The 25,775-nt window shown below is 69.6% G+C and carries 2 protein-coding genes; both read left to right on the top strand.

Annotated elements, in window-relative coordinates; translation table 11 throughout:
- The first annotated feature begins 192 nt into the window (after nucleotides 1-192).
- Nucleotides 193-23,208 (top strand): non-ribosomal peptide synthetase, encoded by a 23,016-nt coding sequence (locus tag D7V77_RS10055; protein WP_120576047.1) that lies wholly within the window; start codon nucleotides 193-195, stop codon nucleotides 23,206-23,208.
- Between the two features lie 424 nt (nucleotides 23,209-23,632).
- Nucleotides 23,633-25,775 (top strand): condensation domain-containing protein (locus tag D7V77_RS10050; RefSeq protein WP_147452030.1); only part of this gene is annotated, 2,143 nt, incomplete at its 3' end.

The following is a 25,775-nucleotide window of genomic DNA, read 5'->3' as shown; positions in this document are numbered from 1 at the left end:
ATCCGCCCTCATGACAGGGACGTCTTAGGCGGAATAATCTCACTCATATGAATTTGACCCACCCTCGCGCTTCTTTGGGAAGAGCGGCGCAGGGAGTCAATCCGGCACCAGCAACACGCCCGAGTTTCGCGAGCGCCACGGCCTCCAGTGGTGCTCGTACGCAGTGGCGGCCCCCAGTGCGGAGTACACGAGATGAGCCACGAGCTGTCGAAGCGGATCGCCAACCTCTCACCGGAAAAGCGCGCCGAGTTGCTCAAGAAGGTGGCCGCGCAGAAGGCCATCGCGGGCAACTCCGTCCAAGGCCTCATCCGGGTGCAGGACCGCACGCGCCCGCTGCCGCTGTCCTTCGCGCAGCAGCGCCTCTGGTTCATTGATCAGCTTCAACCCGGCACCTCCCTCTTCAACGTGCCCATGGCGGTGCGTCTGGAGGGTGCGCTCGACGTGGCCGTGCTGGAGCGCGCGCTTCGCGAAGTCGTGCGCCGTCATGAGGTGCTTCGCACCGTCTTCCGCGAGGACGTCTCCGGCCCCGTGCAGGTGGTGTCCCCGGAGCCGATGCTCACCCTGGAGCGCAAGGACCTCACGGGCTCGCCGACGGAAGAAGCGTGGCGACTGGCGCGTGAAGCCGCGGCCCAGCCCTTCGACCTCGCGAAGGGCCCGCTGCTGCGCGCGCTGCTGCTGACGTCGGCACCGGGAGAGCACCTGCTCGTCGTGGTGGTCCACCACATCGTCTCCGACGGTTGGTCCATGACGCTGCTGGTGCGCGAAGTGGCGCTGCTCTACGGCGCGCTCGCGCGAGGACAGGCAGCGCCCCTGCCGCCGCTGGGCATCCAGTACGCGGACTTCGGCGTCTGGCAGCGCGAGTGGATGCAGGGCCCTCGGCTGGAGAAGCAGCTCGACTATTGGAAGCGGCAGCTGGCCGGAGTGCCCTCCGCGCTGGAGTTGCCCACCGACTTCCCCCGCCCCGCCACCCGCGACGGACGAGGCGCCCGGCATGACGTGCTGCTGCCGCGCGAATTGACGGACGCGCTCAAGGCCCTCGCCCAGCAGGAAGGCGCCTCTCTCTACATGGCGCTGCTGACGGGCTGGCAGATGCTGATGGCCCGCTACTCCGGCCAGGAGGACGTCACCGTCGGCTCTCCCATGGCCGGCCGCACGCGCGGGGAGGTGGAGAGCCTCATCGGCCTCTTCGTCAACGCCCAGGTGCTTCGCACGCGGGTGACGGACACGGCGTCCTTCCGCACGCTGCTGCGTCAGGTACGGGAGACGGTGCTGGGGGCGCAGGAGCACCAGGAGTTGCCCATCGAGCGCCTCGTGGAGGAGTTGAAGCCCGAGCGCATCCCGGGCCGTACTCCCTTCTTCCAGGTGATGCTCACCTACCAGGCCTCCTTCCGCGGCTCCGCCTCCGTTGAAGGCGTGAAGCTGGAGGCCCTGGAGCTCGACACCTTCTCCGCCAAGTTCGACCTCACCCTCCAGGTGCTGGAGACCGACGCCGGCCTCAAGGGCTACCTCGAGTACACCACCGACATCTTCACCGCCTCCACCGCCGCACGCATGGCCGAGCACCTGCGTGTGCTCCTTCAGGAGGCCGTCGCTCAGCCGGATCACCGCGTGTCGTCGCTGCAACTGCTCGCGGGAGCAGAGCGCCAGCAGATGCTGGTGGAGTGGAATGCGACGCGGGCACCCTTCCCCGAAGCGTGCATGCACTCGCTCTTCGAGGAGCAGGTGCGCCTCGCTCCGAACGCGGTGGCCGCTGTCTTCGAGGGGACGCAGCTGACGTACGCGCAGCTGGATGCGCGCGCCAATCAGCTTGCCCATGCCCTTCGCCGTCGCGGCGTGGGGCCCGAGGTCCGCGTTGCACTCAGTGTCGAGCGCTCCCTCGATGTCGTCATCGGTCTGCTTGGCATCCTGAGGGCCGGTGGTGCCTGGGTGCCCGTGGATCCGCTCCTGCCTCGTGAGCGTCTGGCCTTCATGCTGGAGGACAGCGCGGCCCAGGTGCTCGTCACTCAGCAGCCGCTCGTGGACCGCTTCCCCGAAGCACTGCATGCGCGCGCTCTCTGCCTGGACACCGAGCGCGAATCGCTGGCCGAGGAGCCGACGGATGCGCCCGTGACGGGCGTGACGCCCGCGAACATGGCGTACCTGCTCTACACCTCGGGCAGCACCGGTACGCCCAAGGGCACGGCGGTGGAGCACCGCAGCGTCGCCAACCTCGTCACCCACGAGGCGGTGGCCTACGGCATCGGTCCCGGCAGCCGCGTGTTGCAGTTCGCCAGCCTCAGCTTCGACCTCTCCGTGGAGGAGATTTTCACCACGCTCTGCAACGGAGCCACGCTGGTGCTCGCGCCGCTGGAGAAGCTGATGCCGGGCGCACCGCTGCCCGTGCTGCTGCGTGAGCAGGAGTTGAGTGTCGTCAGCCTCACCCCAGCGGCACTGGCAGCCACGTCGTCCGAGGGGCTGCCCAAGGTGCGCACCGTCATCTCCGGCGGCGAAGCCCTGCCCGCGGACGTCGTCGCGCGTTGGGCACCAGGACGGCGCCTGCTCAATACCTACGGCCCCACCGAAGCCACCGTCATCGCCACCTTCGGTGAGGTGGTGGCGGATGGTGAAGTGCCGTCCATCGGCAAGCCGCTGGCGAACGTGCGCGTCTATGTGTTGGACCCGCACGGACAGCCGGTGCCCGTGGGCGTGCGCGGTGAGTTGCACATCGGTGGCGTCGGCGTCGCGCGAGGCTATGCGGGACGCCCGGGCCTCACCGCCGAGCGCTTCATTCCGGACGCGTTCTCCTCCACTCCGGGCGCCCGTCTCTACCGCACGGGCGACGTGGTGCGCTGGCGGGCTGACGGACAGCTGGACTTCGTCGGCCGCATTGACGCCCAGGTGAAGGTGCGCGGCTTCCGCATCGAGCTGGGTGAGGTCGAGAACGCCCTGCGGGCCGCTCCCTCCGTGAAGGATGCCGTCGTGCTCGCCCGCGAGGATGCCCCGGGCGACAAGCGGTTGGTGGCCTATGTCGTCGGCGACGCCCTTGATGTCACGGCCCTGCGCGCGCACCTCAAGCAGCACCTGCCCGAGTACATGGTGCCCGCGGCCTTCGTCCCCCTGGAAGCGCTGCCCCTGACGTCCAACGGCAAGGTGGACCGCAAGGCTCTCCCTGCTCCGGACGTGAGCGCGCTTCGGGCTTCGCACGCCTACGAGGCTCCGGCGACCCCGCTGGAGGAGAAGCTCGCGGCTCTCTGGAGCGAAGTGCTTCGCGTGCCCACTGTCGGCCGCACGGACAACTTCTTCGAGCTGGGTGGCCACTCGCTGCTCGCCACGCAGTTGGTGGCCCGCGTGCGTGCGGCACTCGACGTGGAGTTGCCGCTTCGCGCCCTCTTCGAAGCCCCCACCATCGAGGCCCTCGCGCAGCGCCTCCAGCTCACGGCGACCGGCACGCGACTGCCGCCCCTCACCCGCATCGCGCACGAAGGCCCGCCCCCGCTGTCCTTCGCCCAGCAGCGCCTGTGGCTGTTGGATCAGCTCCAGCCAGGCAACGCCGCATACAACATCCCCGCCGCCCTCCGGCTGAAGGGCCACGTGGACGTCGAGTCCCTTCGTCGCGCCTTCGAGACCCTCGTCGCCCGGCATGAAACGCTGCGCACCACCTTTGTCGAGCACCAGGGCCAGCCCGCGCAGTGCATCCACGCGCCTTCGACGTGGACGCTCTCCCTGCTCGATGTGTCCTCGCTGCCCGAGCCTCAACGGCAGGAAGAAGCGCGTCGCCTCGCGAACCTCGAGGCCCACCGTCCCTTCGACCTGGAAGCGGGTCCGCTCCTTCGCACCTCCCTGGTGCGCCTGGGCGACGCGGAGCACCTGCTGCTGGTGACGATGCACCACATCGTCTCGGACGGCTGGTCCATGGGCGTCCTCGTCCGCGAGCTCACCGCCCTGTACGCGGCGCTCCACGCGGAGCAGGCGCCCACGCTCGCACTGCTGCCCGTGCAGTACTCGGATTTCGCCGTGTGGCAGCAGGGATGGCTCCAGGGCGAAACGCTGGAGACCCAGCTCGCCTACTGGAAGCAGCAGCTCGCGGGGGCTCCCGCCACGCTGGAGCTGCTCACGGACCGTCCGCGTCCGCCCGTGCAGTCGCACCGGGGCGCGACGGTTCCCGTGCGGCTCGCCTTGCCGCTGACCGAGGCCCTCAAGACCCTGGCCCGGCAAGAAGGCGCCACGCCTTTCATGCTGCTGCTCTCCGCCTTCCAGGTGCTCCTGTCGCGCTACTCCGGCCAGGACGACATCAGCGTGGGTTCTCCCATCGCCGGCCGCACCCAGGCCGAGACCGAAGGCCTCATCGGCTTCTTCGTCAACACGCTGGTGCTGCGCGCCCACGTGGATCCACGCGCGACCTTCCGGGAGCTGCTGGCGCAGGTGCGCGGCACGACGCTCGCGGCCTATGAGCACCAGCACCTGCCCTTCGAGAAGCTGGTGGAGGTCCTCCAGCCCGTGCGCGACCTGAGTCGCAGCGCGCTCTTCCAGGCGATGTTCACCCTGCAGAACGCGCCCATGGATGCGCTTCGCGTGCCGGGGCTGTCGTTCGAACAGCTCCCGCTCGAATCGAACTCCGCGAAGTTCGACCTGTCCCTGACGCTTCAGGACTCGCCTCAGGGCTTCATGGGCGTGCTGGAATACAGCAGCGACCTCTTCGACGCCGCCACCGTCCAGCGCATGGTGGGCCACCTGGACGTCCTGCTGGAGGCCATCGCCGAGCAGCCGGACTCGACGCTCGCGGGCCTGCCCTTGCTCACGGCTCCAGAGCGCCGGCAGCTCCTCGTGGACTGGACCAGGACGGACGCGGAGTTCCCTCGCGACACCTGCTTCCACGAGGCCTTCACGGCCCAGGCCCTTCGCACGCCTGAAGCCCTGGCCGTCGTCTGCCGCGACCAGCAGCTCACCTTCCAGGAGCTGGACGCGCGCTCCAACCAACTGGCGCACCGGCTGGTGAAGCTGGGCGTCGGCCCCGACGTGCGCGTGGTGCTGTGCGTGGAGCGCTCCGTGGAGGCCCTCGTCGGCATCCTGGGCATCCACAAAGCCGGCGGCGCCTATGTGCCCCTCGACTTCCGCTACCCGGGCGAGTGGCTCGCCCACGTCCTCACGGACACCGGCGCGCCCGTGGTGCTCACCCAGCAGCGCCTGCGCGACGTGCTTCCCCAGCACACCGCCCACGTCGTCCTCCTCGATCCGGATGCGGAGGAGCTCGCGGCCGAGTCCCGCGAAACCCCCGGCGTGGCCGTCTCCGCCGAGCACCTGGCGTACATCATCTACACCTCTGGCAGCACCGGCCGCCCCAAGGGCGTGATGATCCAGCACCGCTCCGTGATGAACCTGCGGCAGGGGCTGGCCACCACCGTGCACCAGGGCCGAAGCACGGCGGAGCGGGTCAGCGTCAACGCCCCACTGTCCTTCGACGCCTCCGTCCAGCAGCTCGTGCAGGTGCTCGACGGCCACACCCTCTGCATCGTCCCGGAAGAGGCCCGCTCGGATGCGGGTGAGCTGGTGAAGCGCATCGGGCAGGACGCGCTGGAGGTCCTCGACTGCTCTCCCGCGCACCTGCGCATGCTGATGGATGAAGGCCTGCTGGAGAAGGACGTCCTCCCCCGGCGCGCGCTGGTGGGCGGCGAGGCGGTGGATCCCGGCACCTGGAGCCGCCTGGCCCAGCATCCGCGTCTGCGCGCCTTCAACGTCTACGGCCCCACCGAGTGCACCGTCGACGCCACCGCCTGCGCCTTCGACGCCTCTGCGTCGCCCACCATCGGCCGGCCCCTGTCCAACGTCCGTGCTTACGTGTTGGACAAGTCCCTTCGCCCGGTGCCCGTGGGCGTCGCGGGTGAGCTCTTCCTCGGCGGTGAAGGCGTGGCCCGCGGCTACCTCAACCGCCCCGACCTGACGGCGGAGCGCTTCATCCCCGATGCCTTCTCCGCCATCCCGGGCGCGCGCCTCTACCGCACGGGCGACGTGGCGCGCTGGCGCGCGGACGGGATGCTCGACTACCTGGGCCGCGCCGACTTCCAGGTGAAGGTGCGTGGCTTCCGCATCGAGCTGGGTGAAGTCGAAGCCGCGCTCCTCAAGCATCCCCAGGTGCACGCCGCCGTGGTGCTGGCGCGCGAGGACATCCCCGGCGACAAGCGGCTCGTCGCCTACGTGGTGCCCACGGAAGGCACGGACTCCGCGCCGACGACGGACGTCCTCAAGGACTGGCTCAAGCAGCTCCTGCCGGAGCACATGCGGCCCTCCACCTTCCTGGTGCTGGAGGCCCTGCCGCTCAACGCCAACGGCAAGGTGGACCGCAAGGCCCTGCCCGCGCCCCAGGGCACCGCGCAGGCTTCCACCTATGTCGCGCCGCGCACTCCCACGGAAGAGCAGCTCGCGGCCCTCTTCGCGCAGGTGCTGCGCGTGGAGCGCGTGGGCATCCACGACGACTTCTTCGCCCTGGGCGGACACTCGCTGCTGGCCACCCAGTTCGTCTCCCGCGTGCGCGCCACCTTCCGCGTGGAGTTACCGCTCCGGGCCCTCTTCGAGGCGCCCACGGTGGCCGCGCTCGCCGAAGGCCTCCGGACACGGACACCCGGCCACCACCTGCCTCCACTCATCCGGGCTTCGGCGGACAGCCCGCGACCGCTGTCCTTTGCCCAGCAGCGCCTCTGGTTCCTGGATCAGCTCACGCCGGGAGACGCGTCGTACAACCTCCCCACGGCGCTGCGGCTGACGGGCCCGGTGGACGTGGAGTCATTGCGCCGCGCCTTCGAAGCGCTCGTCACCCGTCACGACTCCCTGCGCACCACCGTGCACGAAGTCCAGGGACAGGCCACCCAGCACGTCCACGCTCCGGCCACCTGGACCTTGCCGCTCATGGACCTGTCCGCGCTGCCCGACGCGCAGCGTGAAGCCGAAGCCTGGCGCAAGCTCGAGGAGGAGGCGCACCAGCCGTTCCATCTGGAAACGGGCCCGCTGCTGCGCACCGCGCTCGTGCGGCTGGCGGCTGAAGAGCACCTGTTGCTCGTGACGATGCACCACATCATCTCCGACGGCTGGTCCATGGGCGTGCTCGTGCGCGACCTGGTCGCCTTCTATGAAGCGTTCAGCGCCGGCCAGACGCCCGCGCTCGCCCCGCTGCCCGTGCAGTACGCGGACTTCGCGGAGCGGCAGCGCCAGTGGCTCCAGGGCGAAACGCTGGAGACCCAGCTCGCCTACTGGAAGCAGCAGCTCGCGGGGGCACCCGCCACCCTGGCGCTGCCCACGGATCATCCGCGCCCGTCCATCCAGTCACACGCGGGCACGTCCCTCGCAGTCCGCATTCCACGGGAGACGTCCGAAGCCCTCAAGGCGCTGGCCGCGCGAGAGGGGGCCACCCCCTTCATGGTGCTGCTCGCGGCCTGGCAGCTGTTCCTGGCGCGCTACTCCGGCCAGGACGACGTCAGCGTGGGCACGCCCATCGCCGGCCGGACCCAGGCGGAGACCGAGGGCCTCATCGGCTTCTTCGTCAACACGCTCGTCCTGCGCGCCCAGGTGAATCCACGCGCGACCTTCCGCGAGCTGCTCGCGCAGGTGCGCGGAACCACGCTCGCGGCGTTCGAGCATCAGCACCTGCCCTTCGAGAAGCTCGTCGAAGCCGTGCAGCCCGTGCGGGACGCGAGCCGCAGCCCGCTCTTCCAGGTGATGTTCGCGCTGCAGAACGCGCCCCTGGAAGACCTGCGCATCCCAGGCCTCACCTTCCGGCAAGTGGCCGCGGAATCGCGCTCCGCCAAGTTCGACCTCACCCTGACATTGCAGGACTCGGCGCAGGGCTTCGTGGGCTGGCTGGAGTACAGCACCGCCCTCTTCGAACGAAGCACGATGGAGCGGATGGCCAGCCACCTGCGCATCCTTCTGGAGGCCGTGGCCTCAAGGCCCGAGCAGTCCGTGGCCGGGCTGTCGCTGCTCTCCCGCGAGGAGCGACAGCGCATCCTCGTGGACTGGAACGACACCACCGTCGCCAGCCCCCTGGACGTCCCGGTCCACGTCCACTTCGCGCGGCAGGCCCTCAGCACGCCCGACGCGGTGGCCCTGGTGCTGGGGGAGGCGTCGCTGACGTACGCCCAGCTCGATGCCCGCGCCAACCAACTGGCCTGGCATCTGCGCGGCCTCGGCATCGTCCCGGGTGCGCGCGTGGGCCTCGCCATCGAGCGCTCGTTCGAGCTGGTGACGGCGATCCTCGCCATCCTCAAGGCGGGCGCCGCCTTCGTGCCCGTGGACCGCAATGCGCCGGTGGAGCGCATCGCGATGCTGCTGGAGGACGCGGATGTTGGCGTCGTCATCACCCATCAGCCCTTCGCCTCCAAGCTGCCCGCCTCCGGCACCCGCGTCTGGATAGATGCGCAGCAGGACGTCATCGCCGCACGGCCCACGCATGCGCTCGACGTCTCCGTGGAGGGCGAATCTCTCGCCTACGTCATGTTCACCTCGGGCTCCACGGGGCGTCCCAAGGGCGTCTGCGTGCCCCACCGAGGCATCACCCGCCTGGTGCTCGGCAGCACCTTCATGCGCTTCGGGCCGGATGAAGTCTGGCTCCAGTTCGCGCCCGTCGCCTTCGACGCCTCAACGCTCGAAATCTGGGGCGCGCTGCTGCACGGTGCGAAGCTCGTCCTCGCTCCGCCGCACTCCCTCTCCCTGGAGGAGCTGGTCGAGCAGCTTCGCCGCCACCGGGTGACGTCGCTGTGGCTCACCACCGCCCTCTTCGAGCAGATGGCCCTGCACCAGAGCGAAGCCTTGGCGGAGGTGCGCCAGGTCCTCACGGGCGGTGAGCTGATGCCCTGGGCGCGTCTGCGCGACCACCTGGCGCGGCTCCCCGAAGGCGCGACGCTGGTGCACGCCTACGGCCCGACGGAGAACACGACCTTCTCCACCACGCTGCCGTTGCATCGGGGGGCAGTGGTGGAAGGTCCGGTGTCCATCGGCCGGCCCATCCCCAACTCCACCGCCTACGTCCTGGATGCCCACCTGCACCCGGTGCCCGTGGGCGTCGCGGGCGAGGTGTACGTCGGGGGCCCGGGCCTCGCCTGGGGCTACCTGCACCGCTCCGACCTGACCGCGGAGCGCTTCGTCCCCCACCCCTTCGCCTCCATTCCGGGCGAGCGTCTCTACCGCACGGGCGACAAGGCCCGCTGGTTGGAGGACGGCACGCTCGACTTCCTGGGCCGCGTCGACTTCCAGGTGAAGGTGCGTGGCTTCCGCATCGAGCCAGGCGAAATCGAGACCGCCCTGCACGCGGCGCCAGGCGTCAACGAGGCGGTGGTCGTCGTCCGAGGTGTCGACACGGACAAGCGCCTCGTCGGCTACGTCACCGCGCACGAAGGGCACGCCCTGGAGGCGGATGACCTCAAGGCCCACCTGCGCCGGCACCTGCCCGAGTACATGGTGCCGTCGGCCCTCGTGGTCCTGGAGGCCCTGCCCCTCAACGTCAACGGCAAGGTGGACCGCAAGGCCCTGCCCGAGCCGGAAGACACGTCGCGCTCTGTCGGATTCGTCGCGCCGCGCAATGCAACCGAAGAGCAGCTCACGGCCCTCTTCGCCGAAGTGCTCCGCGTGGAGCGGGTGGGCATCCAGGACGACTTCTTCGCGCTCGGAGGCCACTCCCTGCTGGCCACGCAGCTCGTCTCGCGCGTACGCGCCGCGTTCGGCGTGGAGTTGCCGCTCCGCGGGTTCTTCGAAGCGCCCACGGTGGAGGCGCTCGCGGCGAAGTTCGACAGCGCCCATGGCTCCGGGCATTACCTGCCGCCGCTGCGGCCCGTCGCGCATGAAGGTGCCGTGCCGCTCTCGTTCGCGCAGCAGCGGCTCTGGTTCCTGGATCAGCTCACCCCGGGCGATGCGTCGTACAACATCCCCACGGCGCTGCGGCTGACGGGCCGCGTGGACGTGGAGTCCCTGCGCCGCGCCTTCGAAGCGCTGGTCGCCCGCCACGACTCCCTGCGCACCACCTTCCAGGAGCATCAGGGCCAGGCCACCCAGCACATCCATGCCCCCGGAGCATGGGCCCTGCCGCTCATGGACGTGTCCAGCCTGCCGGAAGCGCAGCGCGAAGCCGAGGCCCGGCGCCGGGTCGCGGAGGATGCCCGTCAGCCGTTCCGCCTGGAACACGGACCGCTCCTGCGCACGGCGCTCGTCCGGCTGGGCGAAGAGGAGCACCTGCTGCTGGTGACGATGCACCACATCGTCTCCGACGGCTGGTCCATGGGCGTGCTCGTGCGCGAGCTCGTGACGTTCTACGCGGCATTCACCCAGGGCACGGCGCCGGCCCTCAGCCCCCTGCCGGTGCAGTACGCGGACTTCGCGGCGTGGCAGCGTCAGTGGCTCCAGGGCGAAACGCTCGACGCGCAGCTGCGCTACTGGAAGCAGCAGCTCGCGGGCGCGCCCGCCGCGCTGGAGCTGCTGACGGATCATCCGCGTCCGTCCATCCAGTCCCACGCGGGCGCGGCCCTCACCGTCCAGCTTCCGCCCGAAACCAGCCAGGCCCTCAAGGCGCTGGCCCGGCGCGAGGGGGCCACCCCCTTCATGGTGCTGCTCGCGGGCTTCCAGCTCCTGTTGTCACGCTACGCAGGCCAGGACGACGTCAGCGTAGGCACGCCCATCGCAGGCCGCACCCAGGCGGAGACCGAGGGCCTCATCGGCTTCTTCGTCAACACGCTCGTCCTGCGCGCCCAGGTGAATCCACGCGCGACCTTCCGCGAGCTGCTCGCGCAGGTGCGCGGAACCACGCTCGCGGCGTTCGAGCATCAGCACCTGCCATTCGAGAAGCTCGTCGAAGCCGTGCAGTCCGTGCGGGACGCGAGCCGCAGCCCGCTCTTCCAGGTGATGTTCGCGCTGCAGAACGCGCCCACCGGGGACCTGCGAATCCCGGGCCTCACCTTCCAGCAGGTGGCCGCCGAAGCACGCTCCGCCAAGTTCGACCTCACCCTGACGTTGCAGGACTCGGCGCAGGGCTTCGTGGGCTGGCTGGAGTACAGCACCGCCCTCTTCGAACGAAGCACGATGGAGCGGATGGCCAGCCACCTGCGCATCCTGCTGGAGGCCGTGGCCTCAAGGCCCGAGCAGTCCGTGGCCGGGCTGTCGCTGCTCTCCCGTGAGGAGCGACAGCGCATCCTCGTGGACTGGAACGACACCACCGTCGCCAGCCCCCTGGACGTCCCGGTCCACGTCCACTTCGCGCGGCAGGCCCTCAGCACGCCCGACGCGGTGGCCCTGGTGCTGGGGGAGGCGTCGCTGACGTACGCCCAGCTCGATGCCCGCGCCAACCAACTGGCCTGGCATCTGCGCGGCCTCGGCATCGTGCCCGGCGCGCGCGTGGGCCTCGCCATCGAGCGCTCGTTCGAGATGGTGACGGCGCTCCTCGCCATCCTCAAGGCTGGCGCCGCCTTCGTTCCCGTGGACCGCAATGCGCCGGTGGAGCGCATCGCGATGCTGCTGGAGGACGCGGACGTTGGCGTCGTCCTCACCCACCAGCCCTTCGCCTCCAAGCTGCCCGCTTCCGGCACCCGCGTCTGGCTGGATGCGCAGCAGGACGTCATCGCCGCACGGCCCACGCATGCGCTCGACGTCTCCGTGGAGGGAGAGTCTCTCGCCTACGTCATGTTCACCTCGGGCTCCACGGGGCGTCCCAAGGGCGTCTGCGTGCCGCACCGGGGCATCACCCGCCTGGTGCTCGGCAGCACCTTCATGCGCTTCGGGCCGGATGAAGTCTGGCTCCAGGCTGCCCCGGTTGCCTTCGACGCCTCAACGCTCGAAATCTGGGGCGCGCTGCTGCACGGTGCGAAGCTCGTCCTCGCTCCGCCGCACGCACTCTCCCTGGAGGAGCTGGCCACGCAGCTTCGCCGCCACCGGGTGACGTCGCTGTGGCTCACCACCGCTCTCTTCGAGCAGATGGCCCTGCACCAGGGCGAAGCCTTGGCGGAGGTGCGCCAGGTCCTCACGGGCGGAGACGTGATGCCCTGGTCGCGCCTGCGCGCTCATCTCCCCCGCCTCGCCGAAGGGGCGACGCTGGTGCACGCCTACGGCCCGACGGAGAACACGACCTTCTCCACCACGCTGCCGTTGCACCGCCACACGCGCGTGGAGGGTCCCGTCTCCATTGGCCGTCCCATCCCGAACTCCACCGCCTATGTGTTCGATGCGAACCTCCATCCAGTGCCCGTGGGCGTCGCGGGCGAGGTGTACGTCGGTGGCCCGGGCCTCGCCTGGGGCTACCTGCACCGCCCCGACCTGACCGCGGAGCGCTTCGTCCCCCATCCCTTCGCTTCCATTCCGGGAGAGCGCCTCTACCGCACGGGCGACAAGGCCCGCTGGAGGGAGGACGGCACGCTCGACTTCCTGGGCCGCGTCGACTTCCAGGTGAAGGTGCGCGGCTTCCGCATCGAGCTGGGTGAAATCGAAGCCGCCCTGCGCGCATTCCCGGGCGTCAACGAGGCCGTCGTCATGGCCCGGGGCTCGGACGCGGACAAGCGCCTCATCGGCTATCTCACCGCGCACGAAGGCCACACCTTGGACGTGGAGGCGCTGCGGGCCCACCTGCGGCAGCGGCTGCCGGAGTACATGGTGCCTGCCTCGCTCCTGGTCCTGGAGGCCCTGCCCCTCAACGCCAACGGCAAGGTGGACCGCAAGGCCCTGCCCGAACCGGGGGACGCACCGCGCGCGGCCTCCTTCGTCGCGCCGCGCACCGCCACCGAAGAGCAGCTCGCGGCCCTCTTCGCGGAGGTGCTGCGCGTGGAGCGCGTGGGCCTCCACGACGACTTCTTCGCCCTCGGTGGCCACTCGCTGCTGGCCACCCAGCTCGTCTCGCGCGTGCGCGCCGCGTTCGGCGTGGAGCTGCCGCTGCGAGCCCTGTTCGGAGCGCCCACCGTCGAAGCCCTCGCGCCGAAGCTCGACGAGGCCCCGTCCTCCGCGCTTCGTGCTCCGCCGCTGAGGCCCGTGTCCCGCGAGGGGGCCCTGCCGCTCTCCTTCGCCCAGCAGCGCCTGTGGCTGTTGGATCAGCTCCAGCCGGGTGATTCGTCATACAACGTCCCCACCGCGCTGCGGCTGTCGGGCCGGGTGGACGTGGCGGCACTGCGAGGCGCCTTCGAGGCGCTCATCGCCCGCCACGAGTCCCTGCGCACCACGCTCGCCGCGTCCCACGAGGCGCCGTCGCAGCGAGTCCACACCTCCGTGGCGTGGGAGCTGCCCGTCGTCGACCTGAGCGCGCTGCCCCAGGAGCAGCGCGAGGAAGAAGCCTGGCGCATCGTGGCCGAGGAGGCCCGCCGTCCGTTCCAGCTCGCCACGGGACCGCTGCTGCGCGGGCTGCTGGTGCGCCTGGGAGCGGAGGAGCACGTGCTGCTGGTGACCATGCACCACGTCATCTCCGACGGCTGGTCCATGGGCGTCCTCGTGCGCGAGATGGCCGCCTTCTACGAGGCCTTCAGCACGGGCAGCACGCCGGCCCTCCCGCCGCTGCCGGTGCAGTACGCGGACTTCGCGACGTGGCAGCGCGACTGGCTCCAGGGAGAGGTCCTGGACGCGCAGCTGGCTCACTGGAAGCGGCGGTTGGCGGGTGTGCCGGCGGCGCTGGAGCTGCCCACGGACCGTCCCCGTCCGCCCGTGCAGACGCACCGGGGTGCCACGGTGGAGGTGCGGATTCCCGCCCCCCTCGTGGAGGCCCTCAAGGCCCTGGCCCAGCAGGAAGGCGCCACGCCCTTCATGGTGCTGCTGGCGGCCTACCAGGTGCTCCTGTCGCGCTACTCCGCGCAGGATGACATCAGCGTGGGTTCCCCCATCGCGGGCCGAACCCAGGCGGAGACCGAGGGCCTCATCGGCTTCTTCGTCAACACGCTCGTCCTGCGCGCCCACGTGGATCCGCGCAAGACGTTCCGGGCGCTGCTGGTCCAGGTGCGCGACACCACGCTCGCCGCCTTCGAGCACCAGCACCTGCCCTTCGAGAAGCTCGTGGAGGCCGTGCAGCCCACGCGCGACCTGAGCCGCAATCCGTTGTTCCAGGCCATGTTCGTCCTGCAGAACATGCCGGGCGAGGTGCTGCGCGTGCCGGGGCTGTCCATGCGGACGCTGCCGCTGGAGACCCGCTCCGCGAAGTTCGATCTCTCCCTGGGACTGAGGGAGGCCCCCACGGGCATCACGGGCACGCTGGAGTACGCGACGGACCTGTTCGACGCGGCGACCATCCAACGCATGGCCGGACACTTCGGCGTACTGCTGGAGGCCATCGCATCAGAGCCGAACACGAGGCTTGGCGACCTGCCCCTGCTCACCGACACGGAGCGCCAGCAGCTCCTCGTCGAGTGGAATCCGCCTGCCTCGCAGGCGCCGCGGGAGTCCAGCATCCCCGCGATGGTGGAGGCCCAGGTGCGCCGCACGCCGGATGCGCTGGCCGTCATCACGCCCGAGCGGCAGCTGACGTACCGGGAGCTGGACGCGAAGGCGAACCAGCTCGCGCACCGTCTGCGCGGACTTGGCGTCGGGCCCGAAGTCCGCGTCGGCCTGTGCGTCGAGCGCACCGAGGACCTTGTCATCGGAGCACTCGGCATCCTCAAGGCTGGCGGCGCCTACGTGCCGCTGGACCCCAGCTACCCGCGTGAGCGCTTGGGCTGGCTGCTGGAGGACGCCCAGGGCCCTGCACTCGTCGCGCACTCCCATCTGCTCTCGGCGTTGCCCGAAACCAGTGCCACGCCGGTGTGCCTCGACTCGGACGTGGAGCTGGCGAAGCAGCCGACGACGTCTCCGCTTGTGGACATCCACGCCGGACACCTCGCCTACCTCATCTACACTTCTGGCAGTACCGGCCGTCCCAAGGGCGTTGCCATCTCCCATGGCAACGCCGTCTCCTTCCTCCACTGGGCCTTGGAGACCTTCTCGCCGGAGGAGTTGAAGGGCACCCTCGCCGCGACGAGCCTCAACTTCGACCTCTCCGTCTTCGAGCTCTTCGCTCCGTTGAGCAGTGGTGGCGCAGTGGTGGTGGCACGCAACGCCTTGCACCTGGCGGAGCTGCCTACGGCCTCTCACGTCACCCTCGTCAACACCGTGCCCTCCGCCATGGCTCAGCTGCTGCGTCTGGGCGCGGTGCCGCCGAGCGTGCGCGTCATCAACCTCGCCGGTGAAGCCCTGCCGGAGACGCTGGCGAAGCAGGTCTACGCCGTCCCCACGGTGCAGAAGCTCTTCAACCTCTACGGGCCTTCCGAGGACACCACCTACTCCACCGCCTCTCTCGTCGGCCGTGACGAAGTGCCCCTCATCGGCCGCCCGCTACCCGCGACGCGCGCCTACGTGCTGGACGCCTCATTGCAGCCGGTGCCCGTGGGTGTCGCAGGTGAGCTGTACCTCGCGGGCGAAGGCCAGGCGCGCGGCTACCTGCTGCGCCCGGAACTCACCGCGGAGCGCTTCGTACCGGAGCCCTTCGGTCCTCCCGGCGGCCGCATGTACCGCACGGGCGACCGCGTCCGTTACCGCCTCGACGGGCGCCTGGAGTACCTGGGCCGCATCGATTTCCAGGTGAAGGTGCGTGGCTTCCGCATCGAGCTGGGCGAAATCGAAGCCGCGCTCCGCCGCGCCCCGGGACTCAAGGACGCCGTCGTCGTCGCCAAGGGTGAGGCCGCCGACAAGCGCCTCGTCGCCTACGTCACTCCCAAGGTGAATGCGTCGCTGGAGGTAGAAGCCCTCAAAACGCATCTGCGTCAGGGCCTCCCCGAGTACATGGTGCCCGCCACCTTCGTGGTGATGGACGCCCTGCCCCTCAACTCCAACGGCAAGGTCGACCGCAAGGCCCTGCCGGAGCCGGAGGCGCCCCAGTCCGGCAACACCTACGAAGCGCCTCGCACGGAAGCCGAAGCGAGGCTGGCCTCCATCTGGGCGGAAGTCCTGCGCCTGCCCCAGGTGGGCGTGAAGGACTCCTTCTTCGAGCTGGGCGGGCACTCGCTGCTGGCCACCCAGGTGGTGTCGCGCGTCCGCGCGGAGTTCAACGTGGAACTCCCCCTGCGCGCGCTCTTCGAGTCCCCCACGGTGGAGGCGCTCGCCGGGCGGCTGCACGGGACCGCCACCTCCCAGGCTCCGAAGCTCACCCGCGTCTCGCATGACGGTCCGCTGCCGCTGTCCTTCGCGCAGCAGCGACTGTGGCTGTTGGATCAGCTCCAGCCCGGGGACGCGTCGTACAACATCCCCACGGCGCTCCAGCTCTCGGGACACCTGGACATCGAGGCCCTGCGCCGTGCCTTCGAGGCGCTCGTCGCCCGTCACGACGCACTGCGCACCACCTTCCACGAGCATCAGGACCAGCCCATCCAGACCGTCCGCGCGCCCAGCGGTTGGACGCTGCCGCTCGTGGACCTCTCAACCCGGCCTGAGACGCTGCGGGAAGACGAGGCGCGCAGGCTGGCCAACGCGGAAGCGCGGAAGCCGTTCGACCTCGCCAGGGGACCGCTGCTGCGCAGCACGTTGGTGCGGCTGACCGAGGACTCACATCTGTTGCTCGTGACGATGCACCACATCGTCTCCGACGGCTGGTCCATGGGTGTGCTCGTCCGCGAGCTCATCTCGCTGTACGCCGCGTTCCATGACGGCAAGGAGACTTTCCTCACGCCGCTGCCCGTGCAGTACGCGGACTTCGCGGCCTGGCAACGGAACTGGCTCCAGGGTGAGGCACTGGACGCGCAGATCCACTACTGGAAGCAGCAGCTCTCCGGAGCTCCCGCCGCGCTGGAGCTGCCCACGGACCGCCCGCGACCGCCCGTGCAGTCCCACCGGGGCGCAACGGTGGACGTGCGCATCCCCTCAGAGGTCTCTCACGCGCTCAAGGCCCTGGCACAGCGGGAAGGTGCCACGCCGTTCATGACGTTGCTCGCGGCGTTCCAGGTGCTCCTGTCGCGCTACTCCGCGCAGGATGACATCAGCGTGGGTTCCCCCATCGCGGGCCGCACCCAGGCGGAGACCGAAGGCCTCATCGGCTTCTTCGTCAACACGCTCGTCTTGCGCGCCCACTTGAGCCCGCGCGCGACGTTCCGCGAGCTGTTGGCCCAGGTGCGAGGCACGACCTTCGCGGCCTTCGAACACCAGCACCTGCCCTTCGAGAAGCTCGTGGAGGCCGTGCAGCCCACGCGCGACCTGAGCCGCAGCCCGCTCTTCCAGGCCATGTTCGTCCTGCAGAACACGCCCACCGAGGCGCTGCGTCTGCCGGGACTGTCCTTCCAGGCCCTGCCGCTGGAAGCACACTTCGCCAAGTTCGACCTCTCCTTGGGTCTGCGTGAAGGCCGGGACGGATTCGTCGGTTCATTCGACTTCGCGACGGACCTGTTCGATGCCGAGACCATCCAGCGCATGGCCGGGCACTTCGGCGTGTTGCTGGAGGCCATCGCGAAGAAGCCGGACACCCGACTGGTTGACCTGCCTCTGCTCAAGGATGCTGAGCGCCAGCAACTCCTCGTCGAGTGGAATCCGCCTGCCTCGCAGGTGCCGCGCGAACTCAGCATCCCCGCGATGGTGGAGGCCCAGGTGCGTCGCACGCCGGATGCGCTGGCCGTCATCACGCCCGAGCGGCAGTTGACGTACCGGGAGCTGGACGCGAAGGCGAACCAGCTCGCGCACCGTCTGCGCGGACTTGGCGTCGGGCCCGAAGTCCGCGTCGGCCTGTGCGTCGAGCGCACCGAGGACCTCGTCATCGGCGCTCTCGGCATCCTCAAGGCCGGTGGCGCCTACGTGCCGCTGGACCCCAGCTACCCGCGTGAGCGCCTGGGCTGGCTGCTGGAGGACGCCCAGGGCCCTGCACTCGTCGCGCACTCCCATCTGCTCTCAGCGCTTCCGGAGACATCCGCCACGCCGGTGTGCCTCGACTCGGACGCGGAGCTGGCGAAACAGCCGACGACGGCTCCGCTTGTGGACATCCACGCCGGACACCTCGCCTACCTCATCTACACCTCCGGCAGCACAGGCCGTCCCAAGGGCGTCGCCATCTCCCATGGCAACGCCGTCTCCTTCCTCCACTGGGCCTTGACTACATTCTCGCCGGAGGAGTTGAAGGGCACCCTCGCCGCGACGAGCCTCAACTTCGACCTCTCCGTCTTCGAGCTCTTCGCGCCGCTCTCCAGTGGTGGCGCGGTGGTCGTGGCACGCAACGCACTCCACCTGGCGGAGCTGCCCACCGCTTCCCACGTCACCCTCGTCAACACCGTGCCCTCCGCCATGGCGCAGCTGCTGCGCCTGGGCGCGGTGCCGCCTTCCGTGCGCGTCGTCAACCTCGCCGGTGAAGCCCTCCCGGAGACGTTGGCGAAGCAGGTCTACGCAGTGCCCACGGTGCAGAAGCTCTTCAACCTCTACGGCCCGTCCGAGGACACCACCTACTCCACCGCCTCTCTCGTCGGTCGTGACGAGGTGCCCCTCATCGGCCGCCCGCTACCCGCGACACGGGCCTACGTGCTGGACGCTTCGCTGCAACCGGTGCCCGTGGGCGTCGCAGGCGAGCTGTACCTCGCGGGCGAAGGCCAGGCTCGTGGCTACCTGCTGCGTCCGGAGCTCACCGCGGAGCGCTTCCTGCCCGAGCCTTACGGTCCTCCCGGCGGCCGCATGTACCGTACGGGCGACCGCGTCCGTTATCGCCTCGACGGGCGCCTGGAGTACCTCGGCCGCATCGACTTCCAGGTGAAGGTGCGCGGCTTCCGCATCGAACTGGGCGAAATCGAAGCCGCGCTCCGCCGCGCCCCGGGCCTCAAGGACGCCGTCGTCGTCGCGAAGGGTGAGGCCGCCGACAAGCGCCTCGTCGCCTACGTCACTCCCAAGGCTGAGACCTCCCTGGAAGTGGAGGCCCTCAAGGCCCATCTGCGTCAGGGACTCCCCGAGTACATGGTGCCCGCCACCTTCGTGGTGCTCGACGCCCTGCCCCTCAACTCCAACGGCAAGGTCGACCGCAAGGCCCTGCCGGAGCCGGAGGCTCCTCAGTCCGGCAACACCTACGAAGCGCCTCGCACGGAAGCCGAAGCGAAGCTGGCCTCCATCTGGGCGGAAGTCCTGCGCCTGCCCCAGGTGGGCGTGAAAGACTCCTTCTTCGAACTGGGCGGGCACTCGCTGCTGGCCACCCAGGTGGTGTCGCGCGTGCGCACGGACCTGGGCGTGGAGCTGCCCCTCCGCGCCCTCTTCGAGTCCCCCACGGTGGAAGCCCTGGCCGCGCGGCTGCACGGAAGCGCCACCTCCCAGGCTCCGAAGCTCACCCGAACCCCGCACGACGGCCCGCTGCCTCTGTCCTTCGCGCAGCAGCGGCTGTGGTTGCTGGATCAGCTCCAGCCCGAGGATGCGTCCTACAATCTCCCGGTCGCGCTCCAGCTCTCGGGCCACCTGGACGTGGAAGCCCTGCGCCGTGCCTTCGAGGCACTCGTCGCCCGTCACGAGGCCCTGCGCACCACCTTCCATGAACATCAGGGGCAGCCCACGCAGCGGATCCAGGCTCCGGCGGCATGGACGCTGCCGCTCATGGACCTCTCTTCGTTGCCCGAAGAGGAGCGGGAGAAGGAGGCTCGGAAGCTGGCCGACGAGGAGGCCCGGCGACCCTTCCGCCTCGCCACGGGTCCCCTGCTGCGCAGTGCGCTGGTGCGGCTGACCGAGGACTCACATCTGTTGCTCGTGACGATGCATCACATCGTCTCCGACGGCTGGTCCATGGGCGTGCTCGTCCGCGAACTCATCTCGCTGTACTCCGCGTTCCATGACGGCAAGGAGCCCGGCCTCACGCCGCTGCCCGTGCAGTACGCGGACTTCGCCGCCTGGCAGCGGAACTGGCTCCAGGGCGAGGCACTGGACGCGCAGATCCACTACTGGAAGCAGCAGCTCTCCGGAGTTCCCGCCGCGCTGGAGCTGCCCACGGACCGTCCGCGGCCGCCCGTGCAGTCCCACCGGGGCGCCACGATGGAGGTTCGCATCCCCGGGGACGTCGCCCGTGCGCTCAAGGCGCTCGCGGGACGCGAGGGGGCCACGCCCTTCATGGTGCTGCTCGCCGCGTTCCAGGTGCTCCTGTCGCGCTACTCCGCGCAGGAAGACATCAGCGTGGGTTCACCCATCGCCGGCCGCACCCAGGCGGAGACCGAAGGCCTCATCGGCTTCTTCGTCAACACGCTCGTCTTGCGCGCCCACTTGAGCCCGCGCGCGACGTTCCGCGAGCTGTTGGCCCAGGTGCGAGGCACGACCTTCGCCGCCTTCGAGCACCAGCACCTGCCCTTCGAGAAGCTCGTGGAGGCCGTGCAGCCCACGCGCGACCTGAGCCGCAGCCCCCTGTTCCAGGCCATGTTCGTCCTGCAGAACACGCCCACCGAGGCGCTGCGTCTGCCGGGACTGTCCTTCCAGTCCCTGCCGCTGGAAGCACACTTCGCCAAGTTCGATCTCTCCCTCGCCCTGCAAGAGGTCCAGGGGGAGCTGGTCGGTTCGCTGGAGTACGCAACGGACCTGTTCGACGCCGCGACCGTCCAGCGCATGGCCGGACACTTCGGCGTGTTGCTGGAGGCCATCGCGAAGAAGCCTGAGTCACGACTCGGGGACCTGCCGCTGCTCACCGGCTCCGAGCGCCAGCAGCTCCTCGTCGAGTGGAATCCTCCTGCCTCGCAGGTGCCGCGCGAACTCAGCATCCCCGCGATGGTGGAGGCCCAGGTGCGTCGCACGCCGGATGCGCTGGCCGTCATCACGCCCGAGCGGCGGTTGACGTACCGGGAGCTGGACGCGAAGGCCAATCAACTCGCGCACCGCCTGCGCGGCCTGGGTGTCGGGCCCGAAGTCCGCGTCGGCCTCTGTGTCGAGCGCACCGAGGACCTCGTCATCGGCGCCCTCGGCATCCTCAAGGCTGGCGGCGCCTACGTGCCGCTGGACCCCAGCTACCCGCGTGAGCGTCTGGGCTGGCTGCTGGAGGACGCTCAGGGTCCTGCCCTTGTCGCTCACTCCCATCTGCTCTCAGCGCTACCGGAGACATCCGCCACGCCGGTGTGCCTCGACTCGGACGTGGAGCTGGCGAAGCAGCCGACGACGTCTCCGCTCGTGGACATCCACTCGGGCCACCTCGCCTACCTCATCTACACCTCCGGCAGCACCGGCCGTCCCAAGGGTGTCGCCATCTCCCATGGCAACGCCGTCTCCTTCCTCCACTGGGCCTTGGAGACCTTCTCGCCGGAGGAACTGAAGGGCACCCTCGCCGCGACGAGCCTCAACTTCGACCTCTCCGTCTTCGAACTCTTCGCGCCGTTGAGCAGTGGCGGTGCGGTGGTCGTGGCACGCAACGCCCTGCACCTGGCGGAACTGAGCACCGCCTCCCACGTCACCCTCGTCAACACCGTGCCCTCCGCCATGGCGCAGCTGCTGCGTCTTGGCGCGGTGCCGCCTTCAGTACGTGTCATCAACCTCGCCGGTGAAGCCCTGCCGGAGACGCTGGCGAAGCAGGTCTACGCCGTCCCGACGGTGCAGAAGCTCTTCAACCTCTACGGCCCGTCCGAGGACACCACCTACTCCACCGCCTCCCTCGTCGGTCGTGACGAAGTGCCCCTCATCGGCCGCCCGCTACCCGCGACGCGGGCCTACGTGCTGGACGCTTCGCTGCAACCGGTGCCCGTGGGTGTCGCAGGCGAGCTGTACCTCGCGGGTGAAGGCCAGGCGCGTGGCTACCTGCTGCGCCCGGAGCTCACCGCGGAGCGCTTCGTCCCTGAGCCTTACGGTCCTCCCGGCGGCCGCATGTACCGCACGGGCGACCGCGTCCGTTACCGCCTCGACGGGCGCCTGGAGTACCTCGGCCGCATCGACTTCCAGGTGAAGGTGCGCGGCTTCCGCATCGAACTGGGCGAAATCGAAGCAGCCCTTCGTCGCGCTCCAGGTCTCAAGGACGCCGTCGTCGTCGCGAAGGGTGAGGCCGCCGACAAGCGCCTCGTCGCCTACGTCACGCCCAAGGCCGGGGCCTCGCTGGAGGTGGAAGCCCTCAAGGCGCACCTGCGTCAGGGCCTCCCTGAGTACATGGTGCCCGCCACCTTCGTGGTGATGGACGCCCTGCCCCTCAACTCCAACGGCAAGGTCGACCGCAAGGCGCTGCCCGAACCCGATGCCCACGCCATCGAGGCCCGGGACTTCGTCGCTCCCCGCGATGCGCTCGAAATGCAGCTCGCTCGCATCTGGGAGGACGTCCTCGGCGTCCGCTCCGTCGGCGTCCGCTCCAGCTTCTTCGAACTGGGTGGCCACTCCCTGCTCGCCGTGCGCATGCTCGCGTCCATCCGTGAGCGTCTCGGCCTCAGCCTCCCTCTCTCCGTCCTCTTCCAGCAGCCCACCGTCGAGCAACTCGCGCAGGTGCTCCGCGACGACTCACGGGCCTGGACGCCCCTCGTTCCCCTGGAGCGCGGAGAGCCTGGTCACCGGCCCCTCTTCCTTGTCCATCCTGGTGGCGGCAACGTCCTGGCCTACTCGGAGCTGGCGCGCAGGCTCGGGCCTTCACTGCCCGTCTTCGGTCTCCAGTCTCGCGGCCTCGACGGGCGCCCCGTCGTCGAGTCCATCGAGGAGATGGCCACCCTCTACATCGAAGCGATCCGCACCGTGCAGCCGCAGGGCCCCTACCAGTTGGGAGGTTGGTCCCTGGGCGGCGTCATCGCCTACGAGATGGCTCGCCGCCTGCGCGAGGCGGGTGAAGCCGTGGACCTGCTCGCACTCATCGACGCCCATGCGCCCGGCATCACGCCGCCTTCCGAAACAGAGCCCCACTTCTCTTCCGAAGCCCGAGTGAGGATCGCCTTCGCCCAGACCACGGCCACCGCCTTCGGGCAGGAGCTCGCCGTCTCGGCCGAAGCGCTGGCACAAGGCGACGACGACGCGATGCTGGACCACCTGCTCCAGGAAGGGATCCGGGCGAGCATCCTCGACGCGCACTCCGGGGCCGCCCAGCTGCGCGCCCTCTTCCGCGTCTTCCAGGCCAACCTCTTCGCGCAGGAGAAGTACGTGCCCCGGCCGTACGACGGCACCGCCCTGCTGCTGAGCGCCAGCGAGGCCGCGGCCGGGCTTCCACGTCACCGCGGCTGGGAGCCTCTCGTCCGTGGCGGCCTGGAGGTGCACGACGTCCCCGGCAGCCATCATGAGCTGCTGCAGGACACGCACCTCGAGCCCATCGTGGAGCGACTGCGGCTGATCCTCGCCCGTGCGTCAGGCGGCGAGTCGCGCGCACCCACGGGAAGTTGAAGTCCGTCCGCCCCGCGCCAGCCTGTTCAGGCGCGGGGCTTCAGCTCCAGGAAGCCAGGCGCGCCGCACGGATCACTCCGCCGGGTTCGTTGGCGTCCAGAATTCGCGGGCCCCCGAACCTGAGATCCGGCTTTTGCGGTCGAGCGGTCACGCCGGCGTCAGAGCCGCCTCCTATGGTGGGGTCTGTAAACACAGGGATTTATTCATCCCCAGGGTGTGCCTCAGGAGCGCAGGGCCGGCCTCATGACACGCCATGTCGTTACCGAATAATGTAACCACCGCGAATTTGCCCACTGCCGCGCTTCCCCCGTGAGCGCGGTTCAGGACGGCAATCCAGCAACAGCAGCAGTCTGAGATCTCACGAGGGCCACCGTCCCGGGTGGTCCTCGTGCGCCATGGCATCCCCCAGTGCGGAGTACACGAGATGAGCCAGGATCTGTCGAAGCGGATCGCCAACCTCTCACCGGAAAAGCGCGCCGAGTTGCTCAAGAAGATGGCCGCGCAAAAGGCCACGGCTGGCAACTCCGTCCAAGGCCTCATCCCGGTGCAGGACCGAACGCGTCCGCTGCCGCTGTCCTTCGCGCAGCAGCGCCTCTGGTTCATTGATCAGCTTCAACCCGGCACCTCCCTCTTCAACGTGCCCATGGCGGTGCGCCTGGAGGGTGCGCTCGACGTGGCCGTGCTGGAGCGCGCGCTGCGAGAAGTCGTGCGCCGTCATGAGGTGCTGCGCACCACCTTCCGCGAGGACGTCTCCGGCCCCGTTCAGGTGGTGTCGCAGGAGCCGGTGCTCACCCTGGAGCGCAAGGACCTCACGGGCTCACCGCCGGAAGAAGCGTGGCGCCTGGCGCGTGACGCCGCGGCCCAGCCCTTCGACCTCGCGAAGGGCCCGCTGCTGCGCGCGTTGCTGCTGACGTCAGCACCGGGAGAGCACCTGCTCGTCGTGGTGGTCCACCACATCGTCTCCGACGGCTGGTCCATGACGCTGCTGGTGCGCGAGGTGGCGCTGCTCTACGGCGCGCTCGCGCGAGGACAGGCAGCGCCCCTGCCGCCGCTGGGCATCCAGTACGCCGACTTCGGCGTCTGGCAGCGCGAGTGGATGCAGGGCCCTCGGCTGGAGAAGCAGCTCGATTACTGGAAGCGGCAGCTGGTCGGAGTGCCCTCCGCGCTGGAGTTGCCCACCGACTTCCCCCGCCCCGCCACCCGCGACGGCCGAGGCGCCCGGCATGACGTGCTGCTGCCGCGCGAGTTGACGGACGCGCTCAAGGCCCTCGCCCAGCAGGAAGGCGCCTCCCTCTACATGGCGCTGCTGACGGGCTGGCAGATGCTGATGGCCCGCTACTCCGGCCAGGAGGACGTCACCGTCGGCTCCCCCATGGCCGGCCGCACGCGTGGTGAGGTGGAGAGCCTCATCGGACTCTTCGTCAACGCCCAGGTGCTTCGCACGCGGGTGACGGACACGGCGTCCTTCCGCACGCTGCTGCGTCAGGTTCGAGAGACGGTGCTGGGGGCACAGGAGCACCAGGAGTTGCCCATCGAGCGCCTCGTGGAGGAGTTGAAGCCCGAGCGCATCCCGGGACGCACTCCCTTCTTCCAGGTGATGCTCACCTACCAGGCCTCCTTCCGCGGCTCCGCCTCCGTTGAAGGCGTGAAGCTGGAGGCCCTGGAGCTCGACACCTTCTCCGCCAAGTTCGACCTCACCCTCCAGGTGCTGGAGACCGACGCCGGCCTCAAGGGCTACCTCGAGTACACCACCGACATCTTCACCGCCTCCACCGCCGCACGCATGGCCGAGCACCTGCGTGTGCTCCTTCAGGAGGCCGTTGCTCAGCCGAATGAGTCAGTCGCCCGATTGCCGCTACTGACCACCGTTGAGCGGCGCGAAATGCTGGTGGAGTGGAACGCCACGCGCGCGCCGTTCCCCGAAGCGTGCATGCATTCGCTCTTCGAGGCGCAGGTGCGCCTCGCTCCGAACGCGGTGGCCGCTGTGTTCGAGGGGACGCAGCTGACGTACGCACAGCTGGATGCGCGCGCCAATCAGCTCGCCCATGCCCTTCGCCATCGTGGCGTGGGTCCCGAGGTCCGCGTCGCGCTCAGTGTCGAGCGCTCCCTCGATATCGCCATCGGTCTGCTTGGCATCCTGAAGGCCGGTGGTGCCTGGGTGCCCGTGGATCCGCTCCTGCCCCGTGAGCGTCTTGCCTTCATGCTGGAAGACAGCGCGGCCCATGTGCTCGTTACCCAGCAGCCACTGGTGGACCGCTTCCCCGAAGCACTGCATGCACGCGCGCTCTGCCTGGATACGGAGCGCGAGTCGCTGGCCGAGGAGCCGACGGATGCGCCCGTGACGGGCGTGACGCCCGCGAACATGGCGTACCTGCTCTACACCTCGGGCAGCACCGGTACGCCCAAGGGCACGGCGGTGGAGCACCGCAGCGTCGCCAACCTCGTCACCCACGAGGCGGTGGCCTACGGCATCGGTCCCGGCAGCCGAGTGTTGCAGTTCGCCAGCCTCAGCTTCGACCTCTCCGTGGAGGAGATTTTCACCACGCTCTGCAACGGCGCCACGCTGG

This window comes from Corallococcus sp. CA041A, assembly GCF_003612075.1.
GTDB lineage: Bacteria > Myxococcota > Myxococcia > Myxococcales > Myxococcaceae > Corallococcus > Corallococcus exiguus.
The sequence above is the reverse complement of the archived record's forward strand: the minus strand, read 5'-3'. Positions and strand labels throughout refer to the sequence as shown.